Genomic DNA, 17001 nt, shown 5'->3' with positions numbered 1-17001 from the left:
CATTCATGGAGGTCATTCAACATGGCACTGATGTTCGCGCGCCTGGCGCGCAACTTCGTGAAGAACGGCTACTACCCGACCGACGAAATCACCCTGGCCAGGATCATCGACATGCTGCGGCTCAGTCCTCAAGGCAACTGCCGCATGCTCGATCCCTGCTGCGGTGAGGGCACGGCACTGGCCGACCTGCGCAAGTCGCTGGTTGACCGGCACGCGCTGGACCACGACACCGACAACGAAGACCAGGTCCTCGCGGCCGAAGCCTTCGGCGTCGAATTCGACAAGGAGCGTGCCTGGCACGCCAAGGAGCTGCTGGACCGCGTCCTGCACGCCGACATTCACGATGTCGTCGTCAAGGCGCGCTCGGTCGGCCTGCTGTACCTGAACCCGCCCTACGGCTTCGGTGTTTCCGACAACGCGAACCGGCGTGCGGCCGAGCTCGACCATGACAAGGCCGAGCGCCTGGAACGCACCTTCCTGAAAAAGACGGTGCCGTACCTGGCCTACGGCGGCGTGCTGGTCTTCATCGTGCCGCACTATGCGCTCGACGACGACATGCGCGGCTACCTGGCCCGGAATTTTCGGGATCTGCGTGTCTACATGGCGCCGGAGCGGGCGTTCAAGCAATGCGTGATCGTTGGCGTGCGACAGCGCGCCGGCCGCGCCACCAAGGAGGTTCTGGACCTGCTCGCGCGGGCACAGGGTTCTGAGGAAGGCGCGGACACCTTGCCCGAATCGTGGAATGAAGAGCGCTACGAGATCCCGGCGATCCAGCCGGACCTTGAGTTCGGTTTTCATGCGGTGCGGGTGGATGCCGAGCAGCTGCAGGACGAGCTTGACAAGTACAAGCCCAGCCTGCTGTGGGGGCACATGGACAGTCATTTCAACCAGGTGAAGGGCGCTTGCCGGCCACCGCTGCGCGATCTCACGCAATGGCATCTCGCCCTGGCCCTCGCGGCCGGGCAGGTGACCGGCAAGCTCGCGTCGCCTGGCGGACGGATCTTCGTCATCAAGGGCGATACCTACAAGCGCAAGGAGCGCTCGATCACGACCGACGTCAACGACAAGGGCGAGGTCAGTCAAACCACTGTGATGCTGGACCGTTTCGTTCCCGTCATCAATGCGATCGAGTTCACGCCGGATCACCGGCTGGGCCAGATCGTGAAGATCGCCTGATCGCAAGACCAGGCACCTACGCGTCAGCAACTGCTGGCGTTTTTATCAACCCGATGGGGACATGTCCCCATTGGGGCGGTCGTCCCCAAATTTTCTGGAGAAGACCAACCATGACCACCATCGCCATCGATGTCACGACCGACATCAACACCTTGACGGGGACATTCGCCGCGCAGCAGAAGTTCGAGCTCGGCACGACAGCACTGACGCGCGGGGTATGCAGTCTCATCGCGACAGGAAAATTGACGCCGCTTCCCTTCATTCTTCGGCACGCAAGCGGAGACTGGGGCGATCTGTGCGAAGAGGACCGGTCCAGCAATGAAGCGGCACTCAAGCAGCGCGGGCGCCTGATGTCCTCGTACAAACTGGACGACAAGCAAACCTTGTGGATCATCACCGAATGGGACCGCAGCGTGACAACGCTGTTGCTTCCTTCCGAGTATTGAGGAGCCGTCCATGCACATGACCAACGTCGAATTCGTCGTCGATCTCATGGAGTTCAGCCAGCACGGCGCTCTGTCCCAGGTCTTCGTCATTGACGCCCTGCAGAAGCACGCCGACCGTGTTGCAGCAGCCGATCCGAGGATCCTCGACCACGGGTTCATCAGCGGTGAGCGCTGGGTGTCGGTGGCAAAGGAAATTCAAGGCAAGCTCAATGCGAAGTACGGTGCCGCTTCGGAACCGTCGAGCGTTGGGGCTGAGCCGCTGACTTCTTAAACCTCGAGCCGGACTGCGGCTCCTACGCCGACGCAGTGCCTTCTCGGGCATCGCGCCGGCGATGTGACCCTGGCCCTGACCGGCCCCATCCAACCTGGAAGCGACGGCTTCCTGCAGCCTCTTGAAACCAGGGGACTGCGGGAAACCGTTTGAACCACTACACAACGGTTTCGAGACGTGCTCATCCCTGCAAGCACGTCGGGCCCTTCAACGGGCTCGGGAATTCTTTGACATCTCATCAACCCAGCGGGGTCCACCCCGCTGGGGGAGACCTCGCTCTTTTCTTCAACAAGGAGAGCGATCCATGCAAACACGTTACTACCGCGACCGCGATGGCTGCAAGGCTTCCACGTCGGTCCCACTTGAAAACAACCGGGAGCTGTCGATCGTCACCAGACGCTTGACCGCCGCCGGCGGCCAGCTGGTCACCTCCGCGAACGTCTCGACGCTCAAGGATGGATACAGCGTTCATGTCATGGGGTTCGGCACCGCGGGCGGCGACTTCAGCCAGCGCGTCGTCGTCACCTCGCCGGCTCGCGTCACCGAGAAGGTGGTGCGCGAGCAGCACGAGAAGGCCTTGGCCAACATCGCGCTCATCACACAGGGCGTGGAACGCCACTACGCCAACACTTCGACCCTGAACGCGAAGGCGATCGAATCTGTCATCGCATCGCAGCCGGATGCGCGCGTGGCCGCAGAGGCCTCGCCGTGCTGAGCGCTCCACAGAGAGGCATCGTCATCCAGACCGTCGGCGAACCCGACGATTTGGAGGTCACCGGCGCGGACCTTCCCGAAGGTCAGTTGGAGATGCTGCTTCAGATGCATCGTGTACTCGGTGTCACCAATCAGCATGGCGTGAGCCTGGAGCTGATGTTCGACATGGACCAGGAAACCCTGGTGGCCGCGCCATGCTGAAGCTGGAGCGGCTTGCCAAGGACGTCGTGGCCCGTTGGGACAGTGGTGACCTGGCCGGTGCTGTGCGTGCGCTCGATGCACACCTGCAGGAGCTGGCCACCTGGCGCACTGACCATGCCGCGCGCATTGAAGCCGCGCGCGACCTGTGGGCGAACGACAACTGCGAGATCGACGACGAACCGCTGATCAGCCCGGGCGCGCCGGATGAGGGCGGCGGCGAGCTTGTCGGTTGTTTCATCGGAGCCTGGGTGTGGGTCGGGTCCCCGACCTGACGTACCGGGCTTGAACCTCTCGCGAAAGACCGGCGCGGCCGGCTTTCGCATTCCACCCGACAGGCGGCACATCGGCATTGCTGATGTGACGCCGCGTCCTTTCTCTTTTCCTGCAGCCCGGTGCTGCGCTCACTCCACAAGGCTTGATATGACTTCCAACTTTCAGCTTCTGGACGCCGTGCCGTCCTACACCCGCGACCTCGCGTCGACCGACCAGATCAAGTGGTCGGGCGATTTCGAGGTGCCTGCCGTTGGCGACGTCGTCGTCATGCGCATCAACCGCATCGGCCGCGCACAAGTCGTTGGCTACGCCACGGAATCGGGCTACCTCGGTGTCCTCACTGTGCCGTTCAATCCACCCGACTGGTGGGTCCGTCAGAACGGGCCAGCCAGCAGGGACAACGCGGCATTGGCCTTCGGCGCGGAGATCTTGCCCGCCGAGCACGCGGGCTGAATCTCGGCGATTCACGGGATTACAGGACCGGCGTGGGCCGGCCTGTGTGTCGATCTCGCATCGGCCCTCCCGACTCCCATGGCCGGCACTGCCGGCCCTTTTTCACCACCCCCGCGGGATGCGTCCCGCATGGGTCGCTCCCGCACTTCAAGGAGCGCACCATGTCAACCATTGGTCGGGCAACGCCGACTTCATCAACCAATTCCTCGAGGCTCTTTCGCATCGAGGAGTTTTCCGAACTGTGGGTGGACACCTGTCTGCGCAACAGCGAGGGCGAATTTAAGTTCTTGTCGCTCTATGGGCGGGACGGCGCTGTCATGCAATTCATGGCGGCGATGGAGCTCGGCCAGAAGGATGGTGGCATCCAGTGCTTTCACCTGGTCGACGGCGCGGGCGAACGCCATCCGGTGTACGCAGGCACCACGGCTCGGCTGAGCAAGCACGCGGGGCGCCTTCCGAGGCAGAACCTGTTCGGTCCCTTGAGCCAGATGTGGATCTACGACAAAAACCTGCAGCAGATCGATCGGGTCAACCGGATCGGCTGGGTTGTTTACCGACTGGCCGATGGGCGAGGCGTACAGGGACCGAGCGGCTCGGACCTGGGTGCGCGGTCCTGGCCGCTGATTCAACGCCTGTCACCCATTGCGCTGCTCGATCACTGGCGCGAGCCACTGGTCGATTGGTGCCTGGAGAAACGCGCGGTGGAGCCTCTGGGCGACGAGCGCTATCCGGCGATCGGCGATGTGCAAGCCATCCGCGTGAGCATCGGCGACCACTTCGTGAAACACGTCAGCGCCTGCGTGCGCGATGGCCTCTTGCGGCTCTGAGACGGGCTGCTTCACCTTCACTACCTACCTTCATTTCAACCCTGTGCGGCGAGTCGGCTCTGTGCTGGCTCGCCGCGCTTTTCTTTCCAGGAGATATTCCATGCAAACCGTTGAACAAGATGTCGATGCCATGGACGCCGGCGTCGGTGGTACCGCAGTCGATACCCACGACAAATCGGGGCAGCCCGACATTGGTACCGGCGCGACGGTCGGCTCGGACGTGATCGGCGAGACGATCGCGCTGTCCGACTTCATCCAGGAATTCGGCGGCGATCTGCTCGCGCAGGTCCGCTCGCAGAACCCCCCCGTCTACGACTTGGTCCGCGATCGTCATACACCCGACTGGGCCGCACGCCAGTCGATCATGAATGCGCTCCTGCGCAAGCCTTTCGAGGCCCAATCAGAAGCCGTCCAGGCCATTGTCAAGCTGCTGGTCGACCACGACCAACCGGCGGCGGTGCTCAACGCGGAGATGGGCACTGGCAAGACGATGATGGCCATCTGTGCTGCCGCTGTCATGCAGCGCACGCATCCAAGGACGTTGATCATCTCGCCGCCGCACCTGGTCTACAAATGGCGCCGCGAGATCCTGGAGACCGTGCCCGATGCCAAGGTCTGGGTGCTCAACGGGCCTGACACCTTGCGCAAGCTGCTCATGGTGCGCCAGGCGCTCGGCCTCAAATCGACCCGACCGGAGTTCTTCGTGCTCGGCCGCGTGCGCATGCGCATGGGTTTTCACTGGCGGCCCGCATTCGTGGTGCGCGGTCAGTGGCTCGAGGGACAACGCCTGAATGTCGCGGCATGTCCCGATTGCATGCGCCCGATCGAGCGCCCGGACGCCGAGGGCAATCCATTGCCCGTGTCCGCGGAGTTCGCCAAGGCGGTGCTCAGCGACCGGCGCATGAAGTGCGCGCACTGCCACAGTCCGCTATGGTCGCTCATGCGGCCCGGGCGGCCCATCGAATCCATGCACGACCTGGTGCTGGGTGCCTTGCAGCAGTTGCCCACCATCGGTCCGAACACGGCCAAGCGTCTGCTCCACAGCTTCGGCGAGGATCTGCTGGGCTCCATGCTTGAAGACAACGTCTACGAGTTTCTCAACCTGATGGACGAGCAGGGCAACCTGGTCTTCAGCGATCGGCAGGCGGCTCGCATGGAGCGCTCGCTGGCCAACTTCGAGTTCTCGATCGGCGAGGGCGGCTACCAGCCGACCGAGTTCGTGAAGAGATACCTGCCCAAGAACTACTTTGGCTTGTTGGTGGTCGATGAGGGCCATGAGTACAAGAACGAGGGATCGGCGCAAGGCCAGGCCATGGGCGTGCTGGCGAGCCAATGTCGCAAGACCTTGCTGCTCACCGGCACCTTGATGGGCGGCTACGCGGACGACCTGTTTCACCTGCTTTGGCGCCTGGACCCATCGGCCATGATCGCCGACGGCTTCAAGCCCTCCAAGTCCGGCTCCATGGCCGGCGCGACGATGGGCTTCATGCGCGAGCACGGCGTGCTCAAAGACATCTACAAGGAAACAAGCTCAACCTCACACCGCACGGCCAAGGGCAAGCAGGTGGCTGTGCGCACCAGCAAGGCACCGGGCTTCGGGCCCGTGGGCATTCTTCGGTACGTGCTGCCGATCACCGTGTTCCTGAAGCTGCGAGAAATTGGGCAGAACGTGCTTCCGGGCTATGAAGAGCAGTTCGTGGAAATCGCGATGACCCAGGCGCAGGGCAAGGCCTACGAGGCCATGTCCAGAACGCTCGTGCAGATCCTCAAGCAGGCCTTGGCCATGAAGGACAGCACCTTGCTGGGCGTGGTGATGAATGTCCTGCTGGCCTGGCCGGAGTGCTGCTTCCGTGCGGAGACCGTCAGGCATCCGCGATCGAAGGCGCTGCTGCACCTGCAGCCTGCGGTTTTCACGGAATCGGAGGTCATGCCGAAGGAAGCCAAGCTGCTGGAGATCTGCGCGCAAGAGAAGGCGCAGGGACGCAAGGTGCTGGCCTACTCGATCTACTCGGGAACCCGCGACACGACAGCCAGGCTCAAGGCCCAGCTGGAGATGCGCGGATTCAAGGTGGCGGTGTTGCGCGCGAGCGTGGATGCGGCCAAACGGGAAGACTGGGTGGCTGACCAGGTGGAGCGCGGCATCGACGTGCTGATTTGCAACCCCGAGCTCGTGAAAACCGGGCTCGATCTGCTGGAGTTTCCGACGATCGTGTTCCTCCAGTCGGGCTTCAACGTCTATACCGTGCAGCAGGCGGCTCGCCGCTCGTGGCGCATCGGGCAGAAGCGCGATGTGCGGGTGATCTTCCTGGGATACGCCGGCACCACGCAGATGGACTGCTTGAGGCTCATGGGCAAGAAGATTGCGGTGTCGCAGTCGACTTCGGGCGAGATGCCGGAGTCGGGCCTGGATGTGCTCAACGAAAGCACCGGCGACAGCCTGGAGGTGGCGTTGGCCAGGCAGCTGCTCGCGGTATAACGCCGGCGCCATGATGCCCGCGGATCCTTGACGGGGTCCATTTTGTAAGTGTCGTATCTGTTGCCCCCTCCTGGTTCGCTGGGCGGGGGCTTTCTTTTCGAGCGGTCGGCTTGACCACGAGCCGCGGGTGCGCGCCGAGTTCGCACATGGTATGTTTCCACTCGTTCCTGCCTTCGGGCGAAACGAGTCGGATCAGACGCTGGCATCCGAACGCCGTGCTCCCAAGGCATGGCCGCGTCACACGTGTACTTTTATCAACCCCTGTGGGCAAAAGCATTGCCCGCGAGGGCCGTGTCATGCCCGCTTTTTTCTGTAAAGGAGAATCGATGCATGACACAGTTAACCGAAATCGCAGCCCAGGCGCTGGTGCGGCGAACAGAGCGTCGAAAGGCCATCGCTTCAGACTTCGAGGGCATCTCCCTCGATGCGCTGGAGGAGATGGAGAGCATGACCCTGAGCGAGGCGCAACGCGCCAACCTCAAGGAGCATGCGATGCTTTACAAGCGCAGACTGAAAGTGGAGTTCGAGATACGAGAAAAGCGTGGCGACTTTCGAGAGAAGGCGGCCTTGCCGATCGCGGTCTCGATGTTCTCGATCACGGCTTGGTTCATGAACGTGCTGCAACTCACTTCAGACGCACGCATGGGCGTCGACATCATCGCCTTCGCGGTGTCCGTCCTCACTTGGGGCATGATCCGATTGAATGCGCTGGGCCTCATCGGTTTGGCGCGGCGCAATCTGGCGGCGCTCGGCAAGGTGGACTAAAATTGTTCCAACGTTCAAGGAGAACATCATGAACATGAGCGATCCTGTAGTGATCTGGGCCATGGGCATCTTCGCGATGTCGATTCCTATTGGTTTTGCGATCCATGCCATTTGGTCTGGATATCGGGACATGAAGGAACTTGATCAGCTGTCGATCGAAGCCTTCGGCCGCGTCCTCTGACCTGCGACACCAGCCTCGGTATTCGTACCGGCGGCTTTTCTTGTACCTCCAAACGGACCCCTAGCGGGTCCGTTTTGCTTTGGTGGTCACGAAGATGGCGACTGGATGTGATCCACCAGCTCGAGCGGTGAACAGTGAGGCTCGGCTTTCGTCGTAGTGCTGCTGCGCTGCAGCTCTGGTAGATTGGTGTCATGTCTGCTCGCAAGAGCGCATGCAGCGGTTCAGCCTTTGAAAACCGCACCGCAGGCCCCCAAGGCCTGCACAGGGCGTATGTGCATGCTTGGGGCGGATTGCATCCATCCCCTTTTTTCAACCCCCGCGGGACCAACGTCGTCCCCAGTGGGGGTCGGCGTTCCTCGCATTCCTTACGGAGATGAACGTCATGAATCAACATCAAGTTCAAGGTCGGGTGCATATGCACGTCCAGCCACCAGGTGCGCAGGACGGTGCGCATCATATGAGCGATGAGATGGTCTTGCAACTGCTCGAGGAAGCGAATTTGCAGGCAAATTGCCCGGGTTGTGGGCACACAGTCGAGTACAGCGCCTGGTTGATCGTGTTCGGCGAACCCGAACTGGCGGGCTGCCCGCACTGCCGCAGGGCATTCGCTGTAGAAGCGATCTTTCCCGCGCAGTGCTGACCTGCGACACCAGCCTCGGCCTTGATGCCGGAGGCTCTTCTTGCACCTCCAAACGGACCCCCAGCGGGTCCGTTTTTCCTGGCTCTCGCGATTGCCGTCCGTCGCCGGCTTCAGCGCCACCAGAATCGCCATCGTCTTGTGCGCAAAGGCAAGGCGCCGAGACCCGCAGAGGTCGCGTTATCTAGGCCTTCGATCCTGTGGCACCTCCCAACGGATCATGTGCCATCGGGCAACGGCTTTACGGCCCACGCGCGGCACTGGATGCACCTGTGCCTTGGTCTCGAGCACGGCTTGCTGGTCCAACGCTGCGTCGCCGCAGCTGATCTTCACGTTCGCGATCTTGACGTGCCCGAGCTCGCCGATCTGCACGTACAGGATCACAAAGCGCCGAACAACACGGCCATCCGGACGCCGCCGTTGCTCACGGGGCGCAGGCTCGGCGCCCCTGAGCGACGGCCATAGAAGCACGGCATACAGCAAGCGACGCAGCCAGCGTGGCATCACGCTGCAGGCAACACGGCAGCGGCAACTGCACTCTGTTGCGCGTCGAAGTGCGGCCGCACTCTCTGTACGGTATCGCGCCTGGCGTGTGCCGCAGTCGCGGCTGGGCTGGGTAGCAGGGCGGCCTGGATCATGATTGGGAACATAAACGATAGTGGGTGCTACCGAAGCACCCCGAGCGTGCGATCTGTTGCACGGAATCGCCCGCCCGTAGCCGTACGAAGACGCTTTCGATCCGTCTGTTGCAGCTCTGGTAAATTGACGCTGTGTCTGCTCGCAAGAGCACATGCGGCGGTTCAGCCTTTGAAAACCGCACCGCAGGCCCCCAAGGCCGGCGCAAGGTGCCTTTGCGATCTCGGGTTGGACTTCATCCACCCATCTTTTTAACCCCCGCGGGACCAACGTCGTCCCAGGGGGATCGACGTTCCCCGCATTTCTTTCGGAGATGAACGTCATGAATCAACAACAAGCTCAAGGTCAGGGCCAAAGTCAGGCGAACGCACGCACCCGGGCGCCAGAGCCGCAGGGCAGCGCGCACAGCATGGACGCCACCCAATGGCGGCACATGATGAGTCGCCTGAACGATCCCGTCGTCGCGCGCCTGGTGCTGGCCTACTTGGATGCGAATCCGGCGCAACGCGATCGGTACCCGGGCGGCTATCTGCAAGCCACAGAGACCGTCAAGCGCGCACAGATCCGCTATGCCAAGGCACGCGACTGGGGGCGCCTGGCGGCCTTTGTCGGCCGTGGCACGGCGCTGTTGACTCTTCAGTCGATCAGTCGTGCGGGCGTGGCCATGCAGTGGTGCTGGTGCAAGTGTCGGCAGGCGGCGGGGTCATTGGCAAAGCGCCTCCGGCCCGAGTCGTCGAAGACAATGTCGAAAGACACAGGTGAGACGAACTCGGCGGGGATCTTGCAGCTGCACCGTTGCCCAGTACGTCAGCGTCGCAGCGATGCGTTGCTCAAGCAGCGTGCACGTGCCTGACAGACAACGTGCGGATTGAGTCCAGCGCGTTTGAACCCAGGTGGCCGGCATTCGCCGCCATCATCGTCAAGCCCGGCGTACTTCGGTACGGCCGGGCTTGCTTTTTGGGCGTTGTATTCCCTCCCCTCCATTGAAACTCGTGTCACGCGTGTTCGTAGTGGCAAAGGGCCGATCGGGATTCGCGTTTCATTCGTCGACCAATGTCCTGAATCGCCGACGGTGCCTGGGCTTAGCTTCCCTGTCATTGCCGCAAAATCTGCGGATGACCCTGGCAACTATTCCCAAACATCCCTCTGGCAAGGCAAAAACGCAGAGCATGACGCCGTTGAGCGAGTCGGAGATCTCGGCCCTGAATCGCTGGTGGGATGGCAAGGCATCGGTCGCAGACCACGCTTGCGTCCTTACATTGCTCGACCGCCTGCACACGGGTAGTGCATGGCTGGCATGTGCCTGCACAGGCAATGACGACGATCCGCCGCTGATGGCGGTCGCGCGAAACTCCATGACCCAAGGGTTGTCTCTTCGCCGCCTGCCGGACCGCCCCGCACATCGCAGCGATTGCCGTTATGCGTCTGAGATGCGTGAGCCGTTACAGGACGAAGGTGAAGGCGCCGACGATACCGATTGGGGTGGCGACCCTGACGATGGGGGAGGGGATGAAACAGTCGCTGCAGGTGAACCCCTACAGCCGAATTTTGTTTTCGCGGTGGCTCGCAGCGCACGAGCCCAGCGTCAGGAGGCTGCGCTGGAGCGCGTCGGCAGCGATCGCGGGACCACCATTCACCTCTTGGCAAGGCGGATGTTCTGGTTGCTGCACGAAGCTGGCACCAATCGTTGGCCACAGCCGTACACAACAACCGACCAGGTCGCCTTGCTGGAGTTGGCCAAGAAAATCGAGTTGACACAGGGCCTTGTCCTTTGGGACGTCCTGTACTGCCATCCATGGGACTGGTGGGAAAACAAGATGGATACCGGGTTCGACAAGTGCGAGGGACAGGGACTGAAACCACAGGTTTGGTGGCTCTGTGAGATCGAGGACGCCTGCCAGAAGGCAAAGTGGGTGCACCTGGTGGGCGATGGGCGTCAAGTGGATATTGACGGGCGTCTTGCCATCTACGGTGGTGACGGCTCGCCCGCACGCTACCCGATGCTCATGTGCGCCCTGGTCGCCAGACTGCCCGATGGGGCAGTTCGAATCATGCAGGCCTATGCCCATCCGATTCAAGCGATCAAGTGGTGGTTGCCTGTGGATTCGAACCTGGAACGCCAAGCGGTGCGTGATCTCTTGTCGGTGATGAACTGGCTGCAGGATGACAAGCAGGTGTTGCTGGAGATGCTCAAACCTCTGTTCTCCTGGAACGCAACAGGTGCGAGACCGGACTTCGTGGTCTCGCATCGCCAGGACCCGAAACCTTGCGTGGTCATCGAGACAATGGGCAGGGAGGATGCGAGCTACCGCGAGCGCAAGTTGCGCACGCTCCAGCGGCTGGCGGCTCACACGGTCATCGAGGACGACCGCGTCAAAGACCCGACAGGTGCGGGCAAAAAACTGAGCAGCGCGGTGGCCCGCTGGGCGTTGGGCACCAGCGTTCGTGGGTCACCACGAGGCCGTCGCGGCGCGCTCAGTTGTAGCTGACCGTCACCAGCGCGGCGGCCCCGCGACCGGCCGAAGGCCTGGATTGCGCGGCGATCGACAGCGTGCCGCCGTCCTGGCCGAGGGCCTGGCTCGTTGCAGGTCCGAAATCGTGCCGCACCCCCTGGGCGTCGGTGAAGGACGTCTTCAGGGGCAGGGCGCCGTGCCCGTCGACGCGCACCGTGCCGCTGGGGCGGTCTACTTGCTGGCGCAGAAAAACGACCTCGGCGACGAGGTCAGAGCCGCTCGTGCGTTGGGTTACCGCTGGCGCCGGCGCCAACGCGTGCGCCGCCAGACGCATCTCGTAGGGGGCGGCAACGATCGCGCCGATGAAATGAATGGTGCCGTCGGCTGCACGCGCATCGACCGATGCCATGCAGGGGGTCAACAACACCAGGCTCGCGAGCATGCGCGAGCGTCGGTCGAAGTAGTTCATCGCGAAGGTCTCCTTCACGCTGTCTTCTTGTTGTCTCCCTGTTGGATGCCGAATCCAAAGACCGAATTCGAGCTGATGAAATCACGTTCTCTGCGTGTGTACAAGGTGCGCGAAGCATTGGAGGATGATCGTTTTCCCTTGAGTGCAATGTCTGCACCGGCAGTGCCGGATTAGATGCATCTGCCCACCGATCACTGCCCGTTCACCATGGGCTGCGCGATCGGTGCGGTATCGTCGGGACAACAACGACCGCACTCGCCATGAACACTCCCAGCACCCTTGCGCGGCCGCGCGTCTACCTGGCTGGCCCTGACGTCTTTCATCCGAACTCGGATGACATATTCGCAGGCCTGATCGCGGACTGTGAACGATTCGGATTGGAGGCCTTGGTGCCTTCGGACAGCGCGCACGAAAAGCTCAAGGGCGGCGGCGCGACGACCACCGGCGAGCAGAAGGCCCAGTGCTTCTTCGAGGCGAACATCGACATGCTGCGTCGCGCCGACGCAGTCGTCGCGAACCTGCAGGCGTTCCGAGGTCTGGAGCCCGATTCGGGCACGGTGTTCGAGGTCGGCTTCGCGCATGCGCTGGGCTTGCCGGTCGTTGCCTATGGCGTGCCAGCAACAACCTACGGCGCAAGGGTATGCGCAGCGCTCGGAAGCGTTCGCGACGCACATGGTGCGATGCGCGACCGCGCCACCGGCATGATGGTCGAGGAGTTCGACCAGCGCCTGAATCTCATGCTGGCCCGATCCGTGGTCGCCATCGCCGATTCGCCCGAAGCGGCCCTCAGGCAGGTGGCCGAGCAGCTGAGAGCGCAATCATCTGCGCGATGTTCCGTGGGGCGCTGAGACCAGATGTTCAGCGGGACTACTTCGTTGCTCGGCGGCTATGCCAAATGCGGAAAGCGACGTAGACGCCAACAACCGCTCCGACAACAACAGTGAGCGGGACCGCCCAACTCAGCATTACGGTATTCATTTGGTCCAAGGACATACCGAGGTAGCCAATCGCGTAGACGAGGCCAAAGAAGGTGACTATCAAGAACAACGAAACCAACATTTTTGCTCTCCGCATAGCTGCATAGAACGAGCTGCAGCAATTGCTCGACGACTAAGAGTTAGAACGAAGCCTCGGCACCTTCCGATAGTTTGCACGAGGATCTCATGGAGAGCGTCGCGACGCGCACGGTACGAAGCGCGACCCTGTGATAGGCGTTCAAATCGAGTGTCACGGGACGACTCTCCATTTCTGCAGCACGGCGTGGATCTGCTTCGCATAGCGGTCGCGATGTACTGGCGTCTTCGAGTGGTAGGAGCCGACGGCCACCCACGTGTTGCCGTACTGCCTGACTTGCCGGGCGAGGTGCCAAGCAGCGACATAGACGTTGATACAGCCATCGAGCAGTTGTTCTCGGCGAATTCCGTAGCGGGCCAGTTCGGGGAGGTGTACGGAGTTCAGGCCCGAGAGACCCAGGTCCTCGGAGCCGTTCACATTGCGCAGCACCAGGTTCGGGTTGTCGCGAGATTCGTGGAACACGATGGCCCGAAGAATCATCGGATTCACGCCGTGGAATCGAGCCGCGCCTTGCAGGCAACTGTCACTGCTTAGCGTGCCCGTTCCCACGACGCCCGCCGGCTGGGCGGTAGCTTGAATTCCGGACATGGCCAGGAAAGTGATCGCCACCATCATCCATACCCTAGCCAAGAAGGCCGTCATGGATCAGCGCTCGATCGAGCCGCCGCGCCAGAAGGCCGGCTTGCGCCCCACGTCCCAATGGACGTGGTTCGCATATAGACCAACACCTCCGGCCTGGAACCGTCTGAGCATTGCTGCGTAGACCGAAACGGACACGCCATTCAAGCGGCCGTCGCCGGCCAAGCCACGCGGGTGGCCGCCACCAGGCGCGCCTCCGACGATGCGATTCGTTTTCGGGGTGCGGTAGAGGGACGTCATCTCGTGATGAGTTCGCTTGCCGGTCGCTCCGAAGTACCAGGCCTGCGTTGCGAACATCAGGTCGAAGACACGGGGGTCGATCTGGATGGCCTTGTGCTCGCGATGATCCAGGCCGAGCGCGCACAGCGCGTAGTACTCGGCCATCACAAACTCGCCGTCGCGCCAGTAGACAAAATCACCGCGCTGCCCGGTGTCCATGTTGCGCACCGCGACAGCACGGGGTTGAAGCCAGAGCGTGGGATCCGTGTGTGCCGGCGTCACGACATTGCCCAGCGCGTTTGACTTTCGAGGCAACACGCCCGCGAGGGTGGCCAGGCCGCCAATGACAAAGGCGCGTCTGTAGTGAGGTTGGCTGGTCAAGCGACCAACACGCTGATCCTTTTCAGCCATTTATCTTGAACCTACTGCCTCACCTTGTTCCTTCAGGAACAGCTGAGATTTCATCTTGCGATTCGCCGTTCTCTCGTCCTCCGCGCACTTCGTCTTGATGTCTCGATAGTCGCCATATGTCAACGGCGTCAACCCCTTCTGAATCTCCACGCGCACTCCTTCTACGACGCAACCTGTAGGAGCTTGTGCGAGGTCCGAAGGCGACACTGCTCGCGAGTTGCGCCAGTCGAGCCACCCCATGTACACCGATACGGACATCAAGAGCAGGAGGCCAAGAAGAAAGAAAATGAAGGCAGGCCCCAAGCCTAAGAGGAAGGAGACAAAGCCCTCGCTCTTCGTTCTCGTCGTCATTGCAGTCCTCCGTGTTCGAGAAGTAATGTTTCGGTCGTTCCGTCGGAGCGACTCTGGTTCGGTCCACGCACTTCCACGAGGATCCCGGCGAACGCAGTGGCCAGGCGAGACAACTCACGCAAGCCCAGCTCGTCCAGATCCTCGAAGGCCACGAACTCCATATCCTTGATGCGAATGAAATCGTTGGCGAACAGAGCTGCGATCTGACGTGGAGAGTCGCAGGCGAGGCCCCGCGCCTGTCGTGCGTGCTGGCGCAATGAAATCAGCGGGCCGAGTGACACGCGATCCGATGCGGACCACGGATTGGCGGGCGGGCGCGTATGCGGACGCACATCGTCGTCGGGCGCACTGGCTTCGACCTGCTGCTCGGCGCGCAGCCATGCCGGCGCCTTCGCACGTTTGAGCCGCACGGTCGACCAATGCATGCGCGCCCTCGCGCGCACTTCGTCCAGGTGATAGTGCCAACCGCTGGTCTCCTTGATGCGGTGAATGTCGCCTGCCTCCGCCCAGTGGATCAGCGTGGACGATGAGACGCCTGCCACCCCGGCGGCTTCGGTCTGTCGAACCCAATCCGCCGAAAGCCTTGCACGGGGTGCGGGGAGGAGCAGGGCCTTGCGCAGTCGCCCGAGCATTGGTGCACTGAGATACAGCCGGTCGTCCCATTTGTTTCGCTTGGCGGTGACCGTGCCGTTGTTGACGCACTCGGTAATCCATTCGGCCGTCGTCCCCAGTGCTTCGGCGGCCTCGTCGAAGGTGTGTCCTTGCCGACTCTGGATGCGCTTGATCACTGCTTGCAAGGTCGAGAGCGGGATGCCCGCGGCACCGCGCCAGTTCACCCCCTTGAGCAGTTCCTGCAGCTGCGGCACAGTCACCATGGCGCGCGCCGCCGCCTGTTCCTCGCTGAAGCCCAGCTTCTCTCGCAGTTGAGCGCATTGGTGGCGTGACACGTACCGCACACCACGCATAGCACCGTCGGTGCCGACCTTGCTCTTGAGCACCTCCCGATCGCAGAAGGCATCCAACTCGTCGCGAGAAAAGAGGTACTGCTTGACCGCTGTGTCGATCGAGATCCACGACTTCTCGCTGTCTCCCGACGGGCAGCCGCGCGCAATCCAGCGGGTTGCATCGCTACGTGCGATGTAAGCCACGCCACCCATCATCGAGGTGGCCAACATACCGTTGGCGATCGCGCGCCGCACGAATGGAACAGACCGTTCGGCCTTCAGCGCCGTCTCAGCGATCTTCAAACCTGGACTCCAGACCATTGTCAGGTGCCGCTTGGCGCCTTGGTCCAGGGTGGGGTATCGCGCGATGTAGTCCTCGAAATCGCGCGGCGCACCGGCCGCACCCCAGATCTGCGCGCACGTCGCACAGGCTCTCGGGTGCTGGCGTTCCTTCCAGAGCCGGAAAGTAGCCTTGAGGTTGTCCAGCAAAGGTTTCCCGTGCCAGGGCATCGGGCGGCCGCTCCGCCGGTCCGCCAACAGCCGTTCCGCCATTTCCTTGGGCACATACCAGCTGCCGAACTGCGTGGTGTGCAGGTTCTTGACGCCATAGGGCTTCACCTGCAGCGCGCCTGGCACATAGCCCATGCGCGCGAATTCGCTGAGTTTGTCGGAGGCGATACCCAGAGGAGCCTTGAGGGTGCTCAGCTGCACGCATCCTTTGGGCGGTGCTTGGATCTTTGCCTTCCAGGCGCTCCAGGCCTGGTGAGAGATGACCAGGTGGCGTCCGACTCGCCGTGCCTTCAGTAGGCCACTGCGAATGGCCTGGTGCACGATGTTGTAGGAGCCCATCTCTCGGCCGGCCGCGGCAACGGTGATTCCGCCCAGGACATCGGAAGATGTCAGTCCCATGCGGGCGATTTGGTTCTGCACGGCCATTGGGTTGCGGGTCGCAGCGGCATTGCCGGTGATTTTCTGCAGACGCACGCTGAGGACCTGGGCAATCTCCTTCGCCCCCATCTGCCCAACCAGTGTGGCCAACAGCGCCACTTCGGGCGACATCCATTCGTAAGACTGCATGCCGTGATTGAAGGCCGGCGCCGGCCATTCATCGTCCATCGGCGGACGGCCATGCCACAACTCGTAGAGTTCTTCGAAAGCGTTCTTTCGCTTGCGTGCTACTTGGCGGCCGCTGCCGACCAGTGCGCGCTTGGTCGCTTCGATCTCCGAGACGCTGCGCCCCAGCACCGCAGCCAAGTCGCGATTGCGCACCCCCTTGCCGTGCTTGAGCACGAAGCGTTGCCAGGCGAGGGTTGCGCTCGCTGCATCGGCGCCTTCTTGAATTGACTGGCTCTGGAGGCCCAGGCTTTCGCGCATCTTGGCCACCG

The 17001-nt window shown here is 62.3% G+C and carries 21 protein-coding genes; 15 read left to right on the top strand and 6 right to left on the bottom strand.

All coding sequences use genetic code 11. The features are described 5' to 3' along the window. The first annotated feature begins 21 nt into the window (after positions 1 to 21). From NU688_RS33150 to NU688_RS33095, 12 genes are all read left to right on the top strand, one after another. Positions 22 to 1176, top strand: a complete 1155-nt coding sequence (locus NU688_RS33150; RefSeq protein ID WP_257865211.1) for a DUF6094 domain-containing protein — start codon at positions 22 to 24, stop codon at positions 1174 to 1176. Between the two features lie 110 nt (positions 1177 to 1286). Next, positions 1287 to 1622, top strand: a complete 336-nt coding sequence (locus tag NU688_RS33145; protein ID WP_257865210.1) for a hypothetical protein — start codon at positions 1287 to 1289, stop codon at positions 1620 to 1622. Between the two features lie 10 nt (positions 1623 to 1632). Further along, positions 1633 to 1893 carry a hypothetical protein gene (locus NU688_RS33140; protein WP_257865209.1) on the top strand — a complete coding sequence of 87 codons (261 nt, stop codon included), beginning with the start codon at positions 1633 to 1635 and terminating at the stop codon, positions 1891 to 1893. Positions 1894 to 2197: 304 nt separating this feature from the next. Then, positions 2198 to 2608, top strand: a complete 411-nt coding sequence (locus tag NU688_RS33135; protein WP_257865208.1) for a hypothetical protein — start codon at positions 2198 to 2200, stop codon at positions 2606 to 2608. Then, positions 2602 to 2808, top strand: coding sequence for a hypothetical protein (locus NU688_RS33130; RefSeq protein WP_257865207.1), 207 nt, complete (start codon positions 2602 to 2604; stop codon positions 2806 to 2808). Before NU688_RS33135 ends, NU688_RS33130 begins: the two co-directional genes overlap by 7 nt. Continuing rightward, complete coding sequence (locus tag NU688_RS33125) at positions 2802 to 3080, top strand: hypothetical protein (protein WP_257865206.1); 279 nt, start codon at positions 2802 to 2804, stop codon at positions 3078 to 3080. The genes NU688_RS33130 and NU688_RS33125 overlap by 7 nt, the downstream gene beginning before the upstream one ends. Positions 3081 to 3228: 148 nt before the next feature. Next, on the top strand, positions 3229 to 3534 hold the full coding sequence (locus tag NU688_RS33120; RefSeq protein ID WP_257865205.1) for a hypothetical protein: 306 nt from the start codon (positions 3229 to 3231) through the stop codon (positions 3532 to 3534). 161 nt (positions 3535 to 3695) lie between these two features. Continuing rightward, positions 3696 to 4361: a hypothetical protein gene (locus NU688_RS33115; protein ID WP_257865203.1), complete on the top strand. Its 666-nt coding sequence runs from the start codon at positions 3696 to 3698 to the stop codon at positions 4359 to 4361. 130 nt (positions 4362 to 4491) lie between these two features. After that, positions 4492 to 6837, top strand: a complete 2346-nt coding sequence (locus NU688_RS33110; protein WP_374684723.1) for a DEAD/DEAH box helicase family protein — start codon at positions 4492 to 4494, stop codon at positions 6835 to 6837. Between the two features lie 330 nt (positions 6838 to 7167). Beyond that, on the top strand, positions 7168 to 7602 hold the full coding sequence (locus NU688_RS33105) for a hypothetical protein (RefSeq protein ID WP_257865201.1): 435 nt from the start codon (positions 7168 to 7170) through the stop codon (positions 7600 to 7602). A gap of 28 nt (positions 7603 to 7630) precedes the next feature. Further along, positions 7631 to 7783: a hypothetical protein gene (locus tag NU688_RS33100; RefSeq protein ID WP_257865200.1), complete on the top strand. Its 153-nt coding sequence runs from the start codon at positions 7631 to 7633 to the stop codon at positions 7781 to 7783. 382 nt (positions 7784 to 8165) lie between these two features. Beyond that, positions 8166 to 8423 carry a hypothetical protein gene (locus NU688_RS33095; protein WP_257865198.1) on the top strand — a complete coding sequence of 86 codons (258 nt, stop codon included), beginning with the start codon at positions 8166 to 8168 and terminating at the stop codon, positions 8421 to 8423. Between the two features lie 177 nt (positions 8424 to 8600). On the opposite strand, the gene NU688_RS33090 is transcribed toward NU688_RS33095, so the two are convergent. Then, positions 8601 to 8924: a hypothetical protein gene (locus NU688_RS33090; RefSeq protein WP_257865197.1), complete on the bottom strand. Its 324-nt coding sequence runs from the start codon at positions 8922 to 8924 to the stop codon at positions 8601 to 8603. 454 nt (positions 8925 to 9378) lie between these two features. On the opposite strand from NU688_RS33090, the gene NU688_RS33085 reads away from it, so the two are divergent. After that, the gene (locus NU688_RS33085) at positions 9379 to 9909 is read left to right on the top strand and encodes a hypothetical protein (RefSeq protein WP_257865196.1); all 531 of its coding nucleotides are present in this window, start codon (positions 9379 to 9381) and stop codon (positions 9907 to 9909) included. 262 nt (positions 9910 to 10171) lie between these two features. Further along, positions 10172 to 11545: a hypothetical protein gene (locus NU688_RS33080; protein ID WP_257865195.1), complete on the top strand. Its 1374-nt coding sequence runs from the start codon at positions 10172 to 10174 to the stop codon at positions 11543 to 11545. Here NU688_RS33080 and NU688_RS33075 read toward each other — a convergent pair. Then, positions 11532 to 11978, bottom strand: a complete 447-nt coding sequence (locus tag NU688_RS33075) for a hypothetical protein (RefSeq protein ID WP_257865194.1) — start codon at positions 11976 to 11978, stop codon at positions 11532 to 11534. The genes NU688_RS33080 and NU688_RS33075 overlap by 14 nt on opposite strands. A gap of 260 nt (positions 11979 to 12238) precedes the next feature. On the opposite strand from NU688_RS33075, the gene NU688_RS33070 reads away from it, so the two are divergent. Beyond that, a complete protein-coding gene (locus tag NU688_RS33070) occupies positions 12239 to 12826 on the top strand; it encodes a nucleoside 2-deoxyribosyltransferase (RefSeq protein WP_257865193.1) in 588 nt (195 codons plus the stop codon). A 379-nt stretch (positions 12827 to 13205) separates the two neighbouring features. On the opposite strand, the gene NU688_RS33065 is transcribed toward NU688_RS33070, so the two are convergent. Genes NU688_RS33065 through NU688_RS33050 form a run of 4 tightly spaced genes read right to left on the bottom strand, consistent with a single transcriptional unit; the run spans position 13206 to position 16999 of the window. Continuing rightward, positions 13206 to 13694 carry a lytic transglycosylase domain-containing protein gene (locus NU688_RS33065; RefSeq protein WP_257865192.1) on the bottom strand — a complete coding sequence of 163 codons (489 nt, stop codon included), beginning with the start codon at positions 13692 to 13694 and terminating at the stop codon, positions 13206 to 13208. A 3-nt stretch (positions 13695 to 13697) separates the two neighbouring features. Further along, the gene (locus NU688_RS33060; protein ID WP_257865190.1) at positions 13698 to 14321 is read right to left on the bottom strand and encodes a DUF882 domain-containing protein; all 624 of its coding nucleotides are present in this window, start codon (positions 14319 to 14321) and stop codon (positions 13698 to 13700) included. After that, positions 14322 to 14672, bottom strand: coding sequence for a hypothetical protein (locus tag NU688_RS33055; RefSeq protein WP_257865189.1), 351 nt, complete (start codon positions 14670 to 14672; stop codon positions 14322 to 14324). Next, on the bottom strand, positions 14669 to 16999 hold the full coding sequence (locus NU688_RS33050) for a hypothetical protein (protein ID WP_257865188.1): 2331 nt from the start codon (positions 16997 to 16999) through the stop codon (positions 14669 to 14671). Before NU688_RS33050 ends, NU688_RS33055 begins: the two co-directional genes overlap by 4 nt. Positions 17000 to 17001 lie beyond the last annotated feature (2 nt).

The sequence above is a fragment of the Variovorax sp. ZS18.2.2 genome (assembly GCF_024701975.1).
In the GTDB taxonomy this organism is placed as follows: domain Bacteria; phylum Pseudomonadota; class Gammaproteobacteria; order Burkholderiales; family Burkholderiaceae_C; genus Variovorax.
Note: the sequence above shows the minus strand (reverse complement) of the source record. Positions and strands in the feature narration are given on the sequence as shown.

Bases quoted from the DNA above. Each gene is read 5' to 3' on its own strand.
- NU688_RS33150 (WP_257865211.1), top strand. From the start codon at position 22: ATGGCACTGATGTTCGCGCGCCTGGCGCGCAACTTCGTGAAGAACGGC.
- NU688_RS33145 (WP_257865210.1), top strand. From the start codon at position 1,287: ATGACCACCATCGCCATCGATGTCACGACCGACATCAACACCTTGACG.
- NU688_RS33140 (WP_257865209.1), top strand. From the start codon at position 1,633: ATGCACATGACCAACGTCGAATTCGTCGTCGATCTCATGGAGTTCAGC.
- NU688_RS33135 (WP_257865208.1), top strand. From the start codon at position 2,198: ATGCAAACACGTTACTACCGCGACCGCGATGGCTGCAAGGCTTCCACG.
- NU688_RS33125 (WP_257865206.1), top strand. From the start codon at position 2,802: ATGCTGAAGCTGGAGCGGCTTGCCAAGGACGTCGTGGCCCGTTGGGAC.
- NU688_RS33120 (WP_257865205.1), top strand. From the start codon at position 3,229: ATGACTTCCAACTTTCAGCTTCTGGACGCCGTGCCGTCCTACACCCGC.
- NU688_RS33115 (WP_257865203.1), top strand. From the start codon at position 3,696: ATGTCAACCATTGGTCGGGCAACGCCGACTTCATCAACCAATTCCTCG.
- NU688_RS33110 (WP_374684723.1), top strand. From the start codon at position 4,492: ATGGACGCCGGCGTCGGTGGTACCGCAGTCGATACCCACGACAAATCG.
- NU688_RS33105 (WP_257865201.1), top strand. From the start codon at position 7,168: ATGACACAGTTAACCGAAATCGCAGCCCAGGCGCTGGTGCGGCGAACA.
- NU688_RS33100 (WP_257865200.1), top strand. From the start codon at position 7,631: ATGAACATGAGCGATCCTGTAGTGATCTGGGCCATGGGCATCTTCGCG.
- NU688_RS33095 (WP_257865198.1), top strand. From the start codon at position 8,166: ATGAATCAACATCAAGTTCAAGGTCGGGTGCATATGCACGTCCAGCCA.
- NU688_RS33090 (WP_257865197.1), bottom strand. From the start codon at position 8,924: ATGCCACGCTGGCTGCGTCGCTTGCTGTATGCCGTGCTTCTATGGCCG.
- NU688_RS33085 (WP_257865196.1), top strand. From the start codon at position 9,379: ATGAATCAACAACAAGCTCAAGGTCAGGGCCAAAGTCAGGCGAACGCA.
- NU688_RS33080 (WP_257865195.1), top strand. From the start codon at position 10,172: ATGACCCTGGCAACTATTCCCAAACATCCCTCTGGCAAGGCAAAAACG.
- NU688_RS33075 (WP_257865194.1), bottom strand. From the start codon at position 11,978: ATGAACTACTTCGACCGACGCTCGCGCATGCTCGCGAGCCTGGTGTTG.
- NU688_RS33070 (WP_257865193.1), top strand. From the start codon at position 12,239: ATGAACACTCCCAGCACCCTTGCGCGGCCGCGCGTCTACCTGGCTGGC.
- NU688_RS33065 (WP_257865192.1), bottom strand. From the start codon at position 13,694: ATGACGGCCTTCTTGGCTAGGGTATGGATGATGGTGGCGATCACTTTC.
- NU688_RS33060 (WP_257865190.1), bottom strand. From the start codon at position 14,321: ATGGCTGAAAAGGATCAGCGTGTTGGTCGCTTGACCAGCCAACCTCAC.
- NU688_RS33055 (WP_257865189.1), bottom strand. From the start codon at position 14,672: ATGACGACGAGAACGAAGAGCGAGGGCTTTGTCTCCTTCCTCTTAGGC.